Origin of the sequence: Microcoleus sp. B3-A4 (genome assembly GCF_036705385.1) — a bacterium.
Taxonomy (GTDB): domain Bacteria; phylum Cyanobacteriota; class Cyanobacteriia; order Cyanobacteriales; family Microcoleaceae; genus Microcoleus.
In genome coordinates this window covers 1-18,471 of the sequence record NZ_JAUBUI010000101.1, presented here as the reverse complement: position 1 = coordinate 18,471, position 18,471 = coordinate 1, and the positions used below count along the sequence as shown (strand labels likewise).

The following is an 18,471-nucleotide window of genomic DNA, read 5'->3' as shown; positions in this document are numbered from 1 at the left end:
TATTAACGGTGTTGTTAAGGTTTGTAAAGGGGTTGAGCGACAGTTAAACTGATGACTGCGATTAGGAAAGCTGATGAAAAGACAGGGGTAGGCGATCGCCCGGGGTTTTGTTAAGAAAGTTGAGGGTTTTGCTTTCTGTCGGTCAGGTCGTGATACCTTTCTAAAACCTGAAAGCGGGAAAGTCCGGTGCAATTCCGGCGCTGTGCCGCAACTGTAAAAGTCAGAATGCCGATTTCGGGGGCGCTTTGTGGGCGTTTACTTTTGGATTCCCTGCGTAGCACGGGGAGGAGATTATTTGTTAGCTTTGACTGATTTGCCGACTTGTCCGGGTTTATTTTACGGTTCCCAAGCCCGAGACGGAGTTTTATCGAGAATGCGGATTCCGGGCGGAATTTTAAACGCCCAGCAGTGTTGGACGATCGCCGATTTGGCGGATCAATACAGTACCGGCTGTTTGCAAGTGACAAATCGGGCAAATTTGCAAATCCGAGAAGTGAACTCGGAAATTGCCCCGGAAGTCTGGAACCGCTTGCAGGAATTGGGGATAGCGTCTCGCCGCGTTGAAGTTGACCCGATTCGCAATATAATGGCAAGTCCGACAGCAGGGATCGATCGCCAGCAGTTACTGGATACTCGCCCGCTAGTGAAAGCTTGGGATGATTACCTGCAAACACATTCCGAGTTGTCGGAACTTTCGCCTAAGTTCAGTATTGGCTTAGACGGCGGGGAATCGGTTTCGATCCAGGCTTTACGCAACGATATTTTATTAGCTGCATGCGGTCGTTCAACCCAATCAGGAATCGTTTTTCGGCTGCATTTAAACGGCGATACAGGAATTTTAATCCAAGAATCGCAATGTATTTCAGTATTAGGCGCCCTCGCTAGCACCTATCTTGAATACACCAAAAATAGACCTCGAATTGATGGCAAAAAACCGCGTTTGCGTCACCTGCTGGCAGATTGGGGCGCTGAAAGTTATCTAGAAAGGGTACAGCAGAATTTACCATTTTCATGGCAATTCCCATCTTGCACCTTTCCCAAAAACAGCCAAAATGCCTCATCTGAAAAATCCCTCCCCCATCACCGACATCTCGGCATTCATCCTCAACGACAGTCCGGTTTCTCCTACATGGGAATTGCACTGCCTCTCGGTAGGCTAGAATCAAAGCAACTGCGGAATTTGGCGAATTTAGCCCAAAAGCTAGCCAGCGGTACCCTGAGACTTACGCCGTGGCAAAATCTGTTGATTTCTGATATCCCCAACTCCCAGCTTTTTGAGGTAAAACAGCAAGTGGCCGATTTGGGATTGCACTCGTCGGTGACTCGCCTAGATTCGTGCTTGGTGGCTTGTGCCGGCAGCAGTGGCTGTGCGTCGGCGGCGACAGATACTCAAAGTCACGCCCTAGCAATGGTGAGGGATTTAGCGCAAAAATTGACGATCGACCTGCCGATTAACATTCATTTCAGCGGTTGCCAAAAGTCCTGCGCCCAGCACCAGCCCATTGATATCACGCTGGTAGGAATTCAGATTGAGCGAGGAGACGAGAAGATCGAAGGTTACGACATTTATGCGGGTAGAAAAGATTTGCCCTTCGGACGACAAATTTTTCAGGCGGTGAGTGCGATCGAGATGCCCGATGCGATCGAGCGAATGTTGCGAGTGTATCAGCGGTTTCGAGAGCCTGGGGAGTCATTAGGTGAGTTTGTCGATCGGCAGGCGATCGACCAATTGCAGGAGTTGTTGAGCATCGAAAATTGGAATTGAAAGTGAAAAAATATCCCATAAAAACAGACAAATTTTAAGCATTTCTGTTTCTATCTCTCTTGAGATTTCTTGCTTCGCGTCCTACCCTTCGGGAACGGCTTCGCCGAACGCGCCTTCGCGGTTCATTCAAAAAATCTATTTCACAAATCCCACAAAATTCCCATAGCAGTTTTAAACAATGATTGACTACATTCGAGACGGAACAGAAATCTACATTAAATCCTTCGCCACAATTCGAGCCGAAGCAGATTTGTCAAGCTTGCCGCCCGATTTAGAATCGGTAGCCGTACGACTAATTCACAGTTGCGGCATGACCGATATTGTTGCAGATTTAGCAGCTTCCCCCGGTGCAGCCACCTGCGGGCGCCAAGCCCTCGTCGCAGGTGCGCCGATTCTGTGCGATGCCCGGATGGTGGCCGAAGGCATCACTCGCAAACGCCTTCCGGCTGACAATCCGGTGATTTGCACCCTCTGGCATTCCGAAATCCCGGAGTTGGCGCGGCAAATAGGAAATACTCGATCGGCGGCGGCCCTTGATTTATGGCTGGACAACTTGCAGGGTGCGGTTGTGGCAATTGGCAATGCCCCGACTGCTTTGTTCCGATTACTGGAAATGCTGGATGCCGGAGCACCAAAACCGGCTTTAATTTTGGGTTTCCCGGTAGGATTTGTGGGGGCTGCCGAATCCAAAGCCGAACTGGCCGCCAACAGTCGGGGAGTGCCATTTATTACGTTGCACGGGCGGCGCGGCGGCAGTGCAATGGCAACGGCGGCCGTGAATGCGTTAGCGAAAAAGGATGAATTATGACTAAGGCTAGTGGTAAATTGTACGGTTTGGGTATTGGTCCTGGCGATCCAGAGTTGATTACTTTGAAAGCTTATCGGATTTTGCAATCGGTGCCGGTGATTGCCTATCCGGCGATGGAAAATGGTAAGGTGCTGGCGCGGGCGATCGTCGCAGATTATCTGCGCCCGGAGCAAATTGAGATTCCGATGCCGCTGCCTTTTAGTCCGACGCGATCGTCTCAACCTTATTATGATATTGCTGCCGAGAAAATTGCCGCCCATCTGAGCGAGGGACAGGATGTGGCGGTGCTGTGTGAGGGCGAACCTTTTCTCTACGGCTCGTTTATGTATCTATTCAACCGTTTGTCGGCGAGATTTACCACTGAAGTTGTGCCGGGAATTTCTTCGACAATGGCGAGTGCGGCTGCGTTGGGAGTGCCGCTGACTTATCGTAACGATGTGTTAAGTATTATGCCTGCGACGCTGGATGCTGAGGTTTTGCGCGATCGACTGGCGGTTGTTGATGCTGCTGTGATTATTAAGCTGGGGAGGCATTTTGCGAAAGTCCGGGACGTGCTGATTGAGTTGGGACAGTTCGATCGAGCACTTTATATAGAACGCGCAACTATGCCGAATCAGCGAATTCGGGCGATCGCAGATGTCGAGCCCGCTGAAGTTCCCTATTGGGCTCTCATTATGATACCTAGCCAGCAAAAATCTGTATCTTAATATTTCTATGCCTGAAGGCGACGCGCTTCCAGGCTTTACCTACTTTTTTGTGCATTCTTACCTGTTTATCCAGTTTTATTCATATTGATAAGTGAAACTTATAACTTTGATTAGTTAATCTGTTGTTAAAATACTTTACAAACCTTAGAATATGCTTTATGTTTATTTACATGGCGGAACACAAAGCCGTCACGAACATTGAAAATCAAATAAAGCAATCATAAACAAATGACAACAACCTTACAGCAGCGCGAAAGCGCCAATGTCTGGGAACGCTTCTGCGAGTGGGTAACAAGCACAGACAACCGCATTTATGTAGGTTGGTTCGGCGTCTTGATGATTCCTACCCTCCTGAGCGCCACCATCTGCTACATCATCGCCTTCATCGCTGCTCCTCCAGTGGACATCGACGGCATCCGCGAACCAGTAGCAGGTTCCTTGATGTACGGTAACAACATCATCACAGGTGCAGTTGTTCCTTCATCCAACGCCATCGGCTTGCACTTCTACCCAATCTGGGAAGCAGCTTCCCTCGATGAGTGGTTGTACAACGGCGGCCCTTACCAATTGGTAATTTTCCACTTCCTGATCGGTGTATTTTGCTACATGGGTCGCGAATGGGAACTGTCCTACCGCTTAGGTATGCGTCCTTGGATCTGCGTCGCTTACTCTGCACCAGTTGCAGCAGCAACCGCAGTATTCTTGATCTACCCGATCGGTCAAGGTTCCTTCTCTGACGGTATGCCCTTGGGTATCTCCGGTACATTCAACTTCATGATCGTGTTCCAAGCAGAGCACAACATCCTGATGCACCCGTTCCACATGTTGGGAGTAGCTGGTGTCTTCGGTGGTAGCTTGTTCTCCGCCATGCACGGTTCCTTGGTAACATCTTCCTTGGTTCGTGAAACAACCGAAACCGAATCACAAAACTACGGTTACAAATTCGGTCAAGAAGAAGAAACCTACAACATCGTCGCAGCCCACGGCTACTTCGGTCGTTTGATTTTCCAATACGCTTCATTCAACAACAGCCGTTCTTTGCACTTCTTGTTAGGTGCATGGCCAGTTGTCGGCATCTGGTTTACCGCTTTGGGTATCTCCACGATGGCTTTCAACTTGAACGGTTTCAACTTCAACCAATCGATTATCGACTCTCAAGGTCGTGTCATCAATACTTGGGCTGATGTCATCAACCGCGCTAACTTGGGTATGGAAGTAATGCACGAGCGCAACGCTCACAACTTCCCGCTCGACTTGGCTGCTGGTGAAACCACCCCAGTAGCAATGGTTGCTCCTTCTATCAACGGCTAAGTTTTAGCTTTTGATTTACAAAAAGCGCTCCTAGAAATAGGGGCGCTTTTTGTTTGGGGAAAAATAAAAATATTTTTATCGGCATAAACTCCTCTCAACTATTTTATTAAGGTACATTGCTCCAAGTGACAGTAGAGCATATTATCTGTGTTCGCCCTACCTCCTCACTGGCTCAAATCCCTGCACAAAACTCACCCAGCGTGGTACTTTATCACCTGTAATATCTAGGATGGGAATGTTGAAACTTCTGACAGCGGGGCGACCTACTTCACCAGCCGAAAAAGTCACATTCGTAGGTTCCGACTTACCTAAACCGTAGGCACTAGCTATTTGATTAGCAAGTCGGCAGGTTATTTCAAAACTTCCCATATTAATCCTGCCACCTCCAGCCGCGTAATTCCAAGTAATACCGGGTGTTAAATTCCCTTGTTGACACATAAAGTGGGTGACTTCAAACATTTTGGCAATGTGAACATCATATCGCCTTAAGCGTCCTCCATACGCCGATGCTGTGGTATCGCTTTCTGGTACTACAATCGATCCAAATCCTTCGTCAAAACCAAGCTCCATCGGGAGTGCTGTGGAATTTGCTAGCGGTTGACTCGTTTGGGGTTGTACGCGAGTCGGTGACATCTGTATTGGTTTGACAAATTGACTATTAGCGCGAACGAAACAACCTTGCGCTGCACCAGCAGGGTAGCTTTTTCCTACAAAAAGCCAAGGTAAACCCCTGGTATCGTTGAAAGTACCCGCAGCATTACTAGGAAAGCTTTCAAAACGCTGTCCCTGTTTTAAGACACCAACTAAAGACCAATTAAAAAACTCAAATGGAGTGCGGTTGTCAGCACGCATAAGTTCTTCAAAAGAAGAATTTGTCATGCGACAATTTAACCCATTTGGGTCTGGATCTACGACTTCCCAATAAGTATGATAAGCTCTTCCCATATAATCCCCTTGATTATTAGGACTAGGGAGAGGTGCGGTAGTACCCCGCGTAGCTGTTCCTAACGCCAGAAGAGTGGAAAGAGTAATGGTTTTTAATTTTTTTAACATGAGTATCACTTTTCAAACACTACATCTATTGGCAATCAAATAGCGATCGCACTTCTTCAACAATCTCGGCCCACTCATGGGATGAAAAGCCGATTCACACCCCTATAGGGATTAATATTAAGTACAATCTCAATTAGACGTTCAACACAAAGTTCTCGATATAATCGACAAACATTCCGGTGAGATAAAGAAAACGCTTTCCCTGAATGCGACGCACGAAGACCGAGGTAGCCCCATGTAATGTTTCTAGGTAGCCGCAGCTCGTCTGGATAGCGAAATTTATCTACGGTATATCCCTTATAACTCCATTCCTGACCTATGCTTTTGCTATAGTTCTTGACAAAGTGTTCCTGCTTGGTAAACAGGTCCACTCCATCAGTCCCAGGATCGGCATCGGCATTATCTACAAATTGCAAGCCCAGCAATCTCAACTGCATTAATCCGCTTGCATTAAACTTCCTCAAGTCCGTTCTTGACCGATTAAAACCGTCAAGACTGACATAATTTTCATTGTTACGCTACCATCGGGAGCCGACACGCTGATTTCTGCCCCTAAAAGGGCTTCATCTTGACTGCAATTACGCGCACACTTTTTTGACGTTGGGCAACTGGCTAACCTGATCCCACCACGTCCGTAGTTTTGGCGTTTGAGCGGTAATCACTTCAAATTCTGGAGTTTGGGAAAAGTAGATAAAGATGGGAATCAGATAGAAATCGGCAATGCTCGCTTGGCTGCCGAGCAGATAGGGGCTAGGCGTAGCTAGCGACTCGATCGCCTCTATAGCCTTTTGTGCAGGCGCGATCGCATTTTTGACTTTAGCCTCATCTGTGTTACCCCCCTGACTCGGCACAATCAATCGCTGAATCACAATGGTGGTAATCGCAGGGCCATAGAAATAGCTATCAATAATCGCCATGATTTGACGCATCCGAGCTTGAAGCATTGGATCGGAAAAGCTAAATTTGCGATCGGCTAAAGTGGCATCCAGGTATTCGGTAATAGCAGCCGTTTCATAAAGCAGTTCCCCATTTACTTCAAGGGTGGGGATTTTACCAAAGGGATTCTTAGCAAGATACTCTGGGGACTGGCTTTCACCATTGAAGATATCAACGCTGTGGAGGGTATAGTCTGCGCCTATTTCCTCAAGCAGCAGCCGGACGGTACGGACATAGGTACTGACGGGTGTTCCCCAAACAATAAGTTTTGACATGATTTATCGCTCTTTTCCAAAATTTAGCCGTAGTTAAGAATACTTTACTCGCCCCAATTCCTAACGATTGACGGTACTCATATCGGGATAGCGATCGCCGGCGGCAATTCCTAATGGCAGCGCTTTGGCGAGCTGGTCTAGTTCTGCTGGAGTCAGCGTTACAGCGGCTGCAGCAATGTTTTCTTCTAAATAGGTGCGGCGTTTGGTGCCTGGAATTGGCACAATGTCTTCGCCTTGGGCTAATACCCATGCCAGGGCCAACTGTCCAGCTTTGATGCCCTTAGCGGCGGCCATCTGCTCTATCTGCTCGACTAATTCCAGATTTTGCTGGAGATTATCGCCTTGAAGGCGAGGATATAGCCCAGCCCGATAGTCTCCCTCAGATAACGTGTCGCGGCTCTTGATTTTGCCCGTGAGAAACCCACGCCCCAGAGGGCTATAAGGCACAAACCCAATCCCTAGCTCTCGGCAGGTGGGCAAAATCTCGGATTCTGGCTCCCGACTCCAGAGCGAATATTCAGTCTGGAGTGCCGAAATAGGATGCACTGCTTGGGCACGGCGGATCGTGGCGCTCGCGGCTTCGGAAAGACCAAGGTAGCGAACTTTCCCGGCTTGGACGAGCTGCGCCATTGCGCCTACGGTTTCTTCGATGGGAGTGTTTGGATCGACTCGGTGCTGGTAGTAAAGGTCGATCGTATCTACGCCCAGACGTTTGAGACTGGCATCACAGCAAGAGCGGACATATTCGGGTTTGCCATTGACGCCCTTAAAGCTGCCGTCCCTACCGCGTACATTGCCAAACTTCGTGGCAATAATTACTTGATCTCGACAGTCTTTAATTGCTTTGCCGACCAACTCTTCATTGTGACCGACACCATACATATCAGCCGTGTCGAGCAAAGTCACGCCTAGCTCTAAGGCGCGATGAATGGTGGCGATCGCTTCTGACTCATCGGCTATGCCGTAGAACTCGGACATCCCCATACAGCCGAGTCCTAGTTCCGAAACCACTAATCCTTGATTGCCGAGTTTTCGCTGTTTCATAATGTTCTCTGACTCTAAAGTTCTTGACGTGTCGGACGGATGATGATTTCATTCACATCAAAATCACCGGGCTGCTCAATGGCATAGGCGATCGCACGGGCAATGGCATCTGCATCAATGGCGATCGCATAAAGTTAATTCATGCTAGAACGTTTGAGGTATCTCGGTTCTTAGCGACTGCTGACTCCATCAGTCGTGCGTCCGCTCATTTCACTCGCGTCGATGCCGTAGATTGCGATCGCTTCTGAACGTCCCTGAGCATCAATCCAGGTTCGATTGATAGCAGGTGAGAGCGTGGGATTGCGCTCTTCGATCGAGTGCATTGCCCGATCGATGTCTTCCTGAACTGTGAGGCGGGAGGCTCGACCATTCACGATCGCGCTGCGCCAATGAAGCGGATCATTTATTTCTTCAACCTGTAGACAGATTTCAGGATTTGCGTCTATGTCATGAGTCTTCATGCCTTCGGTTGTAAACAGGTAGATGTCCGAATCTTCGAGATAATAACTCATTGGCATCACGTAGGGTTTGCCTTCGTGTATGCAGCCAAGATGACCGTATCCTACTTGGTGTCGCAGCTGGTGTATTTCTTTTTAGCTCATTTCATCAATATCTAACATTACTTTTCTCTTAAAAATTCAGTTGATTGCTAGTATTGAAGAGAAATAGTCCCGGCTTTACATCTGTCGTTAGATGGAATCGATAGGTGAAAGTCAATGATTGGACTCAGCAGCCTGTTGAGAAAGCGATCGCCTCACAAATCTTCTGCCCGCTTAATTGATGCTTTTTTACCCACAGCTACGCTAGCAACAACCAAACAGGCCGTGACTAGGGCGATCGGCTCTAAAGTCTCACTAAGCAGAATTGCCGAAGCCAGAAGCGTCAAAAATGGTTGCAATAACTGAATTTGACCTATCCGTGCAACTCCACCAATTGCCATACCATGATACCAGGCAAAAAATGCGATAAATTGACTAACAACACTCACATAAGCAAAACCTAACCAGGCTATTGGTGAAGCTGTCAAACCTTGTTTTAATACCACAAATATTGTTGGCAAAACCTCAAAAGGAGCTACAATCACCAATGCCCAGCAGATCACTTGCCATCCACCTAAACTCAAAGCTAATCGCCCACCTTCAGCATAGCCCAAAGCAGCAGCAATTACAGCTCCAAACAAAGCTAAATCTGCGGGATGAAGCTGGCCGGCGCCACTAATAATTCCAAAAACAACAACGGTTGTACTACCGACAATGCTGGCAATCCAAAAGCGGAAATCAGGGCGCTCGCCAGCTCGTAAAAACCCCGCTATCGCTGTTGCTAAAGGCAACACTCCTAACACCACAGCACCGTGGGCGGCAGGTACTTGCTGCATTGCCCAAGCCGATAGTACCGGAAATCCCAAAACAACTCCCAATCCGACAACTAATAAACTCCCAAGTTGCTGTTTTGATGGAATGGGTTGATGCGTTATCCGCAGAGTAAAGGCTGCTAGTATAGCTGCTACTAATCCGCGTCCTAAACCTACAAAAAGCGGGTCTAAATCTATCACAGCGGCTCTGGTTGCCGGTAATGTCAAGCTAAATCCAACTACACCCAAAAAACCGTAGATTAAGCCGATAGTTTCTGAATTTAAGTGAAAATTTTCCCAGTAGGATTTCATTGACTCTCCAATATAGAGCGAGTTAAAAGTTCTTTACCTCCTTTATGAAAGAGGTGGTTGAAACCGCTCTGCAAGTCAAACTCTCGTCCGCCTGAGCCGGCTAATAGATAAAGGAAGTATTCGAGGACTTACGCACTCCTTAGCGCCACATTTTGCCCGGTTTCGCTCGATCGCCTCGCAGCGTCTGCCACTTTCAAAGCGTACAAGCTACTTGCATTATTCACGTACAAAGGCGTACCGTTTGACAAATATTCCAACACCATATCGGTGTCTTTGGCAAACAAACCACGCCGCGTCCCTACTTTGATGTCCTGCCGATTTTCTCCCTGAATTAATTGACCGGATTCAGGAGTAAAAACCAGCGTTCCTGCTTCTCCGTAGATGGTAAAAATGTTTTCCGATTGCCAAAAAGTCTCTCCTTTTCCATAAACAGTTTCAGCCACAATGCCATTGGGAAAGCGCAACTGTGCGTTGCACAAACAAGCTTTGTAGAAATCCGGCTGACTGTCCCAAAATTGAGCTTGACAGTTAACGGTTGTTACTTCCCCGAACAAATCAGTAAATCGGTGCAGTCGCGAAATTGCACCAACTAACGGAAATCCAAAAAGGGAATGTTGATAAGTCCACCGCTGCGGTACGGAACGTTGAGGAGCAATAGTAACATAGCGGGCGTAAAAAACTTTACCGATTAAGGGCAAAGATTCTTTGATTGCTTGGTGCAAACCGCCTAACAGTTCGATGTGTTCGATGTGGAGGAGTTTTTGCTTTTGGGTGGCAAGTTCGATCGCCCTTTCTGCTTCAGATACGTCTAAAGATAGAGGATATTCCACCACAACGTGCTTGTCATTTTCTAGCGCGGCCAGGACGATCGCCCCGTGATCCCGGTTCACCGTACAGACAATCACCAAATCTAAATCGTCTCTTTCTACCAGCTTGCGCCAAGAAACGGCAGCTTCTGCCCCGAACCCTTGACAAAATGCTGCGGTTTTCTCCGGGCTGTGGCCAGCAACCGCTACTAAGTGCGATCGCCCATCAGCTTGAATTGTCTCGGCCCTCAACTTAGCGGCAAAACCAGTACCCACAATGCCCACGCGAATTGGAGAATTAACCGAAAAACCAAAGCGAGTATCAATATTAGTCATGGGATTTGAGATTTAAGAAGATTTTAGATAGTTACAGACTTGCGCTGCTGGGGTTTAGGGTTCTATCGCCCAGATTTTAAGCTGTGGTTGTGGTGCGATTTATTCGCTCGAGCCTTCAACCCCCAAGTCTTGATGCGATCTAACTATACATTTCACCGCCTGCTGGGACTTGCCTTGCAGCAAGTCTTGCTGAAACTCGATCGACACACCGCATACCAACAACCAGGTTTTTGTGCTGTACGGCTCAAAACAGGATTTTTCCTAGAAACCGGATTATTTAGCGCAAGTCTTGCGGCAACAGTATCACAAGGCTGAATCCAAGATAGGTATAAGTAATAAAGATGAAATTAGAAAAAGTTATAACTAATCCCATTCAAATTTTTTGTAAATAAGTGTTGCAACCTTGCTTCTTTCCCCTACTATCATAGAGGGAACGAACCTAAGACCTAACCTCAAAGCTAATAGAGCCTTGAAGGTTGCATTAGGAAAAATTATCAATCTTGTTGAATTTTTGAGAGGATTTAGTGCATGGCAACTTACAAAGTTACCCTCATCAGCGAAGCCGAAGGAATTAACCAGACCATTGACGTTGATGACGATACTTACATTCTTGATGCTGCAGAAGAAGCAGGACTCGACCTCCCCTACTCTTGCCGCGCTGGAGCTTGCTCCACCTGCGCCGGCAAAATCACCAAAGGCGAAGTTGACCAATCCGACCAATCTTTCTTGGACGACGACCAAATCGAGGCCGGATTTGTCCTCACTTGCGTAGCCTATCCCAAGTCTGACTGTACGATCGAAACTCACCAAGAAGAAGCGCTCTACTAAGAAACGACGCTCTGCGTGATACCCTAAGAAACCCGGTTTCTCGTTTCCAGAATTAAGCTGAAATACGGCAATTATGTTAAGAAACCGGGTTTCTGTGTCTAACATTGCAACAAAGCCGCCAGCAGTCTGTCACTCCCAGCTATGAATTCATAGCTGTTGGAGCAGATAGCTGACAAAATAATTTTAGATTTTAGATGGCAGATTTTAGATTAACTGTGAAACCAATCTAGAATCCCAAGTCTAAAATCTAAAAGTTTTACGACTGATATTTAGTCCGCAAAGGCGGACTTTGTTTGTTTAATGGGGAATTAAATCGCCGCCTCTTATGCCGAGTGCGATCGACTATTCGCGCCAAGATGTAATGTTATCGCTGAGCGGCACAACTTGAGCGCCGGGAAAATAAAAGCCCAGAATTTGAGATCCATTCCAGCCCAAATTAGCCAAATTGTAAGAACCAGTCTGACTCATTCCCACGCCGTGCCCGAAACCGCCTCCGACAAAAGCATAACCACTGAGAGTTTTGTCGGGATTGTAAATTGGTTCTAGGTAAAAAAGCGTGCTAATCGGCGGGTAAAAAGCATTGCGAATCTCGTCTTTGTCGATATCGATGGGGCCCAAGTCAGTTTGAACCTTCATTTGCAAAACTCGGCCTGCGGGCGACCTTTCTACCACTTCCACCTGAGTGACAGTTTTCAAATTAGCCAGCGGGTGCTGTTTCTTCTGAAGATACTGTTTGAGAAATCCACCAATCGCTGTCAAAGAAGCTGGTTCGCGCCACCGAAAAGTGTCTTCTTTTTCCTCATTAAACCCTTTTTGCAAACTGAGAAAGCGGCGGAGGTTGTTTTCGTCAGACAAACTCTGCTTTGACAAATCCCAGACATTATTAGGCGAATCGACGATCGATCGCAAATATGGACGTTCCGCGCCCTGCCACACATCGTTAAAAGAGGCTGTCACGCCGCCGCTAGACGCGGAATAAAGCGCGTCTACTAGCTGATTTTCGTAAGTTAGCACCAAACCGCTCGTTTGGGCGATCGCCTTATCACTTTGCGGGTAAACCTCGGTCAAACCCTTATAAACTTGACAGTTAACATCAGCGCACAACTCATAATTATCCACAGCAAATCGGCGCAAATTTCTCAGGGCGTAGGTTCTGGCCAAAATAGTTTGAGCGACAATCGCAGCGTAAGGTGAAAAAGCCCCTATTTCGTGAGGAACAACACCCCGCAAATAAGTTTCGGTCAGCACTTTATTTACCAAAGTATAAGTGCCGTAAGCATTTTTTTGCAGGTGCAAACTGCCGCCATAACGGTGAGTTTCTTGAATTGCTTTTTCTGGTTCAGTAGCTGTCGCCTCTTGGGTGGTTTGTTCCAATACCTCAATCACATTTTTCCCCGCCGTCACATCCAACTCATTGCGGTTGAAACGAAAGCCGTTTAAAACCCAAAATGCCTGGGGTATTTGTTTAAAAACTTTGGAATCCAAAAAAGCTGTTGTGTTCCCTTGAGCTTGCAAACTTTGCAACAGCCAGCGCCGCACCAAAGGAGAGTTGTAAGTATCTCTTTTCGCCCAAACTTGCCAGCGAAAAGGTTGAGCAATTTCTACATCAATTCCCTGGGCGCGCCACTGATTGGCGCTATCTTCTGCACTCTCGAAACTGCGGTGGGAGCTCAGAACAACTCGTTCTTCTACTAAGGGCGATTCCAGAGGTTTTGGGGCTATTTCTAACTTGACGCTAGCAGCAGTTTTGGTTTCTATGCCTTGAGGAGTTTTGTAACTCAATGTTAAACTGTCGCCCGGTAATGCTTTCAGCGTTAGTTTGTCGGTTGCTTTGGTGCCAAACCGCTGCACTACGCCGATTTTGATGGGTCTATTTTGGGGAGTTTGGGCGTATCCCGCAGCGCTGAAAAGGGGCAACAGGCACAATGCGGTGAAAACAGTCCTAGAAATGCAGCTAAACCATTTGTAATTGGGAGTTGGAGGTGCTTGAGCGGACACAGTGATCTATCTCCCGATAGTTGAAATTTGGGGATTTTTGATTGTACGTTAGCACATTTGGCGGCTGCTAGAGCGGGATTCCGGAAGATAGGCCAATAAGCTTGGGCTAGCTAAGCGTGTCATTGCGAGATCGCGAGCGTTGCAATCGCCGAGACTATAGATGCAGACGGCGGTTGAAACCGCGTCTACAAAAACTGTGCACCGATTGAGTTTGTAGGGTGTGCACTGTGCACCGGTTGACCAAATTTCAGCGTTTTGACTTTGAACCCAAGCTCCCCCAAGTAATTTTCCTTGTTTGAAGTCGTAGTACGAAGGTATGGAGCGACCAAAAAACGAAAAACAACCCTGTGCTTGACAAGGCTACACAGTAATTTTATATTCAACATAGAGAAGTCGTCAAAATATCTCGTGCAACACCAAGCTATCAAAGTTAGAATCTATCCAACGCACAGCCAAGAACAAAAGTTGGCTCAAGCGTTTGGTTGTTCGCGTTGGTGGTGGAACTTTGCCCTAAATAAGTCGATCGAGACTTACAAAGAAACAGGTAAAGGAATAGGACAAGTAGCGCTAAATGCCATATTGCCCAAACTCAAGAAACAAGAAGAAACATCTTGGTTGGCTGATTGCTACAGTCAGGTATTGCAGGCTACTACTCTCAGATTAGTTACAGCTTATAAAAATTTCTTTGAGGGTCGAAGCCGATTTCCGAGATTCAAGTCAAAGAAAAGTAAGCAATCTATTCAATACCCTCAAAACGTCAAAATATTAGCCAATAACACTATTAAGATTCCTGGTGAAGTCGGGGAAGTGAGAGCTAAGATTCATCGACAGATTGATGGAAAAGTGAAAACTGTTACCGTGAGCAAAACACCTGCTGGAAAATATTTTGCCTCGATATTAGTTGAGACAGAGGGAGAAATGCCACGGAGTTCAACTGAGGGCAATGTAATAGGTATTGACTTAGGCGTTAAGCACTTTGCAGTAACTCACGATGGAGAGAAAGTATCTAAATATAGCAATCCCAAACATTTAGCTGTGCATGAAAAAAATCTCAAGAGGAAACAGCAAAAATTAGCCAGAAAAGAAGATGGTAGTAACTCAAGGTTCAAAGAAAAAAAAATAGTCGCTAGGGTATACGAGCGAGTATCAAACGCACGTCAAGATTTTCTACACAAGCTTTCGCATAAGCTAGTCAACGAAAACCAAGTTGTCGTAGTAGAGAATCTTAATGTCAAAGGCATGGTGCGAAATCATAGCTTAGCTAAAGCAATATCTGATTGTGGATGGGGAATATTCACTAATTTTCTAGCCTATAAATTAGAACGTAAGGGTGGAAAGTTAGTAGAGATAAATAGATGGTTCCCTAGTTCCAAACTCTGTTCTAATTGTTTCTATCAAATAGATGAAATGCCGATCGATGTAAGGGACTGGACTTGTCCCCATTGTGGCACTCATCACGATCGAGATGGAAACGCTGCTGCAAATATTAGAACAGAAGGAATCAGAATGCTACAGACGGATGGAACAGCCGTTTCTGCTGTAGGAGGGGAAGTAAGACCTCATAGCGGGCGTCAGTCTGTTTTGAGGCATTCGCCTGTGAGTACAGAAGCCCCCATCAAGCCGCTTGCGGTTAGTGGCGGGTAGTTCACATTCTTGTATCAGCTTGCGTGTTAGATCGCTCTATTTGATTATTTCCCAACTCAAACAGTCTCAAAGCATCACTTGCAGATCGCTCTAATTTTATCAATTTCTATGCTTGGTTTAGTTGTTGTTACGCTACTCCCCTTATAATGAGATCGACCAATATAATGCTCAACATAATTATATTAATAATAATAAATATAGCCACAATTTTGAAAGCTCTCTTTAGTCTTGCTAACCACTCTTCTGATTCCTCTTGTATTTGGTCGCAATCTTTTTGTACTTTCTCTAGGAGTTCTTCGGCGCTCTGAGTTAAAGTTTCAGCCTCCTTAACTTTTTCCCTTATTTCTAGTAATTTAGCATTTTCCCATTGGCGGACAAAAGGCACTAAATAATCGTGAACAAGTTGGTAGCGTTTCGGAGTTCCCGGCACTTCTAATACCAATCCCGATTTAACGATCATCTCTAAAACTAACTCTAATTCTACTAACTCTATTCGTAAATTTGCTGCTAATTCAGCAAAAGTTTTCTGAGGACGAGTTTCCTTTTTATCCGTCAGTAAATACATGACAACTTTGGCAATATCTTTATTCTCCTTACCACAATCTGCGATAACTTCATCTAAAAAATCCTTAACCAGTTTGAGCTTTGCCTGACTGCCAAGTTGCTGATATTCACCCAGTTTAGTAATCTGCCGTTTTTCCAATTGCGTCCCCACAATTTGCAACTCAATCGGCCGCACTTCGCCAAGTTTACCTGCTAAATCTTCTACCAGGGCGTTTGCCAAACCTTCAGAAAAATCAAGTTGAGACCTTTCTGTTAAGGTTTGGAGAACAATTTTAGCATCGGGTATCGAAAAATTACCCAAGTAATAGCAAATACGTTTATTGAGAATGTCGTTATCAATCATCGATAAATTGGTCGTGCGATTCCATTCTAACAAGTAGAAAAGATAATCTTCTCGCAGCGAGAGGATAATTTTGACTTCACCAATCTGATTGACACATTCAGCCAAAAAATCATATAATTCTCTCCTGCTACTTTGGTCTTGACAAGCAAAGAAAAATTCCTCAAACTGGTCAAAGATTAATACCGTCAATAAATTGCGATTTTGATTCAGTCGTAACTGTTCCAGAATAGCTGTCGGCGTGTCAATAGGAGTAGATAAACTCTCACCTCTTAATTTTGCAATTCCTGATCGCAAACACTGACCGCAATCCATCACCCAATCATGATAAGACTGCAATAAAATAGGCAATACGTCCCGCGCGTCAAAAGTTGTAAGTTGCAGGGCTGGAACTAACCCCGCTTGAATAATCGAACTTTTTCCTACTCCAGATTGTCCGTGAATGATAGTCAGCTTGCAAGCAGGTGTACCTATCCGTTCAATTATCCGTTTAACATCCTGCGAACGCCCGGAAGCGGCGACAATTTCCTCAACTATTTCAGCTTTTGACTGACCTGATTCTAAAGCAAGATTAATTGTTTGTTGCGGCGGCTGCAAACGGCCGACGCCAATAAAAGCTTGCAGTCGATATTTGCTTTTAACTTCCTGTTGTTCTAGTTTTAAATCAAATGCTTTTAAATATTCGCTTTGCTCAAAATAGAGAGTTCTCAACTCTTCTAAAATCCTGAGATAAAGCTGCACATCATCTTGAAGCTGCGTATTGTCTTTAGCCCCTTCTAAGTTTTTAACAGCCTCCGACTGTTGACTGAGATTTCGCTGCGCTTTTGCCCAAAGTAACAGATATAAACCAGTCTCTTTTTTGCCAGCTTCTGCTTGTTCTAAAACAGACAATGCTGATTTAGCTAATTCGCAACCTTTTTCCCACTCATAACGTTGCAGCGCCACCTCAGCCAAAAAGCCGTAATCTTCAGCTACTTGACTCGAAGTGCCACAATTTTCGTGCATTTCTAAGGCTTTGACTGCTAAACTTTGCAACTCTTCCCAAGCTTGTAAAAGTCGCAGCACTTCGCCAAGTTCGCTAATACATTTAGCCGCTAAATCATTTCGTTGTGCTTGCTCAAAACTCTCCAGATATTGCTGTAAATACTTTCTAGATTTTTGCCAATAATCCTGACTTCCAGCCCGGTGCAATTCAGCTTGGCGGTTGTAAGCTTGGGCAATTTTCTGGCAGACAATTCCTTGCCTTTCCCACTGCTGATTTTGCTGCGAAAAAGCCAAACTTTGCTGATAATGTTCTAGTGCTAAATCTATTTGACTTTTATGAAATGCAACTAAACCCCCAATAAATAGCCAACTTGCGTGCAATTCTGGGTTTAATGTTTCTCCAAAACTTGACAGGTCATTCCTCAAAGACTCAATTTTACAGTCATCTAATTTGAAATTTTCAACATTAGCAAAAGCTTGCTCTGCTTTTTGCCACAACAAATTCATCAAATTATCGGGCTGTATTGTAAACTGAATGGGAGGAGGAGCCCAAGACTTCAGATCGTTAGCCGATCGACTAAATTTAGACAGTACAGCATCCGTCACCCATAATATCAACGGAAAAGCAAAATCTTGTTTGAATTGGTCTCGCGCTCTATTAGCCCCAGCTAGCAGATCATCAATCGCCACCACCGATTCTATACCGAAAACTATTAAAGCTTTCGGCGGTTGCTCTTGGACGGTATTGAGAAGGGTTTGATAAAGTGTTTTAGTCGCCGGTTCGAGGACTAATTCTTGATATTCAACAGTCGAGCGATCGCGCAGTTTTTCCAGCATTGCAAAACGCAAGCTAGCATAATTGCAGCGCACTATAGTTAAAGAAAACTTTCCTTGAAAGCGGGCGATCGTCCGTACCAAAGTAGAGAGCGATCGCTCATTTTCTGATGCAATATCTTCGGCTAGATTTGAGTTTACCATAATCTCAAGAATTTTGCTGCTGCCACAGCTTAAATTTGTCAGTTTCCATCAACAGCGGATTCAACGCAAACCAATTTCCTTGAGTGTCTACATATTCAAAAACCCACAGGTTTCGCAGCAAATCTTGGTATTCTTTATCTCCATTAATGCTTTGTTCTTTCACCACCTTAAAGAGTAATTCCCACTCATCATTATCAATGCCACGACTGAGACTGTCGCGGAAACTGCGAATCACTGATTTCAACACATTTTGCGAAATAGGAGGGTCTTCTTGCTGCAAGCAACCAAACAGCATCCCCATCAAGTTTCGCAGATGACCTCCGCTGACTCGGCACAATTCATCTAAAGTTTCAGGGTAAGGATTCAGGTCAAAAAAGACTTAAGTATCAAAAGCTGGTAAAATAAACGAATGAAAAAGCCCGCAGCCACCA

General features: G+C 45.7%; 16 protein-coding genes and 1 riboswitch. Of the genes, 7 read left to right on the top strand and 9 right to left on the bottom strand.

Features of this window, described 5'->3' with window-relative positions; genetic code table 11:
* Positions 1 to 159: 159 nt before the first annotated feature.
* Positions 160 to 239: riboswitch (adenosylcobalamin-variant (AdoCbl-variant) riboswitch) on the top strand.
* Between the two features lie 8 nt (positions 240 to 247).
* The 4 genes from cobG to psbA all read left to right on the top strand — a co-directional run bounded on the left by cobG (position 248) and on the right by psbA (position 4,591).
* The gene (cobG, locus tag QUB33_RS25875) at positions 248 to 1,765 is read left to right on the top strand and encodes a precorrin-3B synthase (RefSeq protein WP_333356266.1); all 1,518 of its coding nucleotides are present in this window, start codon (positions 248 to 250) and stop codon (positions 1,763 to 1,765) included.
* Between the two features lie 178 nt (positions 1,766 to 1,943).
* The gene (locus QUB33_RS25870) at positions 1,944 to 2,573 is read left to right on the top strand and encodes a precorrin-8X methylmutase (RefSeq protein WP_333065091.1); all 630 of its coding nucleotides are present in this window, start codon (positions 1,944 to 1,946) and stop codon (positions 2,571 to 2,573) included.
* Entirely contained in the window at positions 2,570 to 3,280 is a 711-nt protein-coding gene (locus QUB33_RS25865) for a precorrin-2 C(20)-methyltransferase (RefSeq protein WP_333356262.1), read from the top strand. Before QUB33_RS25870 ends, QUB33_RS25865 begins: the two co-directional genes overlap by 4 nt.
* 228 nt (positions 3,281 to 3,508) lie before the next feature.
* Positions 3,509 to 4,591: a photosystem II q(b) protein gene (psbA, locus tag QUB33_RS25860; protein WP_006631664.1), complete on the top strand. Its 1,083-nt coding sequence runs from the start codon at positions 3,509 to 3,511 to the stop codon at positions 4,589 to 4,591.
* A 156-nt stretch (positions 4,592 to 4,747) separates the two neighbouring features.
* Here psbA and QUB33_RS25855 read toward each other — a convergent pair whose 3' ends face one another.
* From QUB33_RS25855 to QUB33_RS25825, 6 genes are all read right to left on the bottom strand, one after another.
* Entirely contained in the window at positions 4,748 to 5,644 is an 897-nt protein-coding gene (locus QUB33_RS25855; protein WP_333356257.1) for a hypothetical protein, read from the bottom strand.
* A 578-nt stretch (positions 5,645 to 6,222) separates the two neighbouring features.
* Positions 6,223 to 6,855, bottom strand: a complete 633-nt coding sequence (locus QUB33_RS25850) for a glutathione S-transferase family protein (RefSeq protein ID WP_333356254.1) — start codon at positions 6,853 to 6,855, stop codon at positions 6,223 to 6,225.
* A gap of 60 nt (positions 6,856 to 6,915) precedes the next feature.
* Positions 6,916 to 7,899 (bottom strand): aldo/keto reductase, encoded by a 984-nt coding sequence (locus tag QUB33_RS25845; protein ID WP_333356251.1) that lies wholly within the window; start codon positions 7,897 to 7,899, stop codon positions 6,916 to 6,918.
* 170 nt (positions 7,900 to 8,069) lie between these two features.
* Positions 8,070 to 8,477, bottom strand: a complete 408-nt coding sequence (locus QUB33_RS25835; RefSeq protein WP_333356272.1) for a pyridoxamine 5'-phosphate oxidase family protein — start codon at positions 8,475 to 8,477, stop codon at positions 8,070 to 8,072.
* 176 nt (positions 8,478 to 8,653) lie between these two features.
* Positions 8,654 to 9,562, bottom strand: a complete 909-nt coding sequence (locus tag QUB33_RS25830) for a DMT family transporter (protein WP_333356249.1) — start codon at positions 9,560 to 9,562, stop codon at positions 8,654 to 8,656.
* 128 nt (positions 9,563 to 9,690) lie between these two features.
* Positions 9,691 to 10,704: a Gfo/Idh/MocA family oxidoreductase gene (locus QUB33_RS25825; protein WP_333356246.1), complete on the bottom strand. Its 1,014-nt coding sequence runs from the start codon at positions 10,702 to 10,704 to the stop codon at positions 9,691 to 9,693.
* 132 nt (positions 10,705 to 10,836) lie between these two features.
* On the opposite strand from QUB33_RS25825, the gene QUB33_RS25820 reads away from it, so the two are divergent.
* Complete coding sequence (locus QUB33_RS25820; protein WP_333296627.1) at positions 10,837 to 11,019, top strand: hypothetical protein; 183 nt, start codon at positions 10,837 to 10,839, stop codon at positions 11,017 to 11,019.
* 213 nt (positions 11,020 to 11,232) lie between these two features.
* Positions 11,233 to 11,532 (top strand): ferredoxin, encoded by a 300-nt coding sequence (locus tag QUB33_RS25815; protein ID WP_190663602.1) that lies wholly within the window; start codon positions 11,233 to 11,235, stop codon positions 11,530 to 11,532.
* Positions 11,533 to 11,874: 342 nt separating this feature from the next.
* On the opposite strand, the gene QUB33_RS25810 is transcribed toward QUB33_RS25815, so the two are convergent.
* Entirely contained in the window at positions 11,875 to 13,530 is a 1,656-nt protein-coding gene (locus QUB33_RS25810; RefSeq protein WP_333356241.1) for a SpoIID/LytB domain-containing protein, read from the bottom strand.
* Positions 13,531 to 13,938: 408 nt separating this feature from the next.
* Between QUB33_RS25810 and QUB33_RS25805 the strand changes: the two genes are divergently transcribed.
* Positions 13,939 to 15,174, top strand: coding sequence for an RNA-guided endonuclease TnpB family protein (locus QUB33_RS25805; RefSeq protein WP_333356269.1), 1,236 nt, complete (start codon positions 13,939 to 13,941; stop codon positions 15,172 to 15,174).
* 127 nt (positions 15,175 to 15,301) lie between these two features.
* Here the strand turns inward: QUB33_RS25805 and QUB33_RS25800 are convergent, their stop codons facing one another.
* Together QUB33_RS25800 and QUB33_RS25795 are read right to left on the bottom strand one after the other, a co-directional pair.
* Complete coding sequence (locus QUB33_RS25800) at positions 15,302 to 18,040, bottom strand: nSTAND1 domain-containing NTPase (protein ID WP_333356238.1); 2,739 nt, start codon at positions 18,038 to 18,040, stop codon at positions 15,302 to 15,304.
* A 4-nt stretch (positions 18,041 to 18,044) separates the two neighbouring features.
* Positions 18,045 to 18,341, bottom strand: a complete 297-nt coding sequence (locus QUB33_RS25795; RefSeq protein WP_333356234.1) for a hypothetical protein — start codon at positions 18,339 to 18,341, stop codon at positions 18,045 to 18,047.
* Between the last annotated feature and the right edge of the window lie 130 nt (positions 18,342 to 18,471).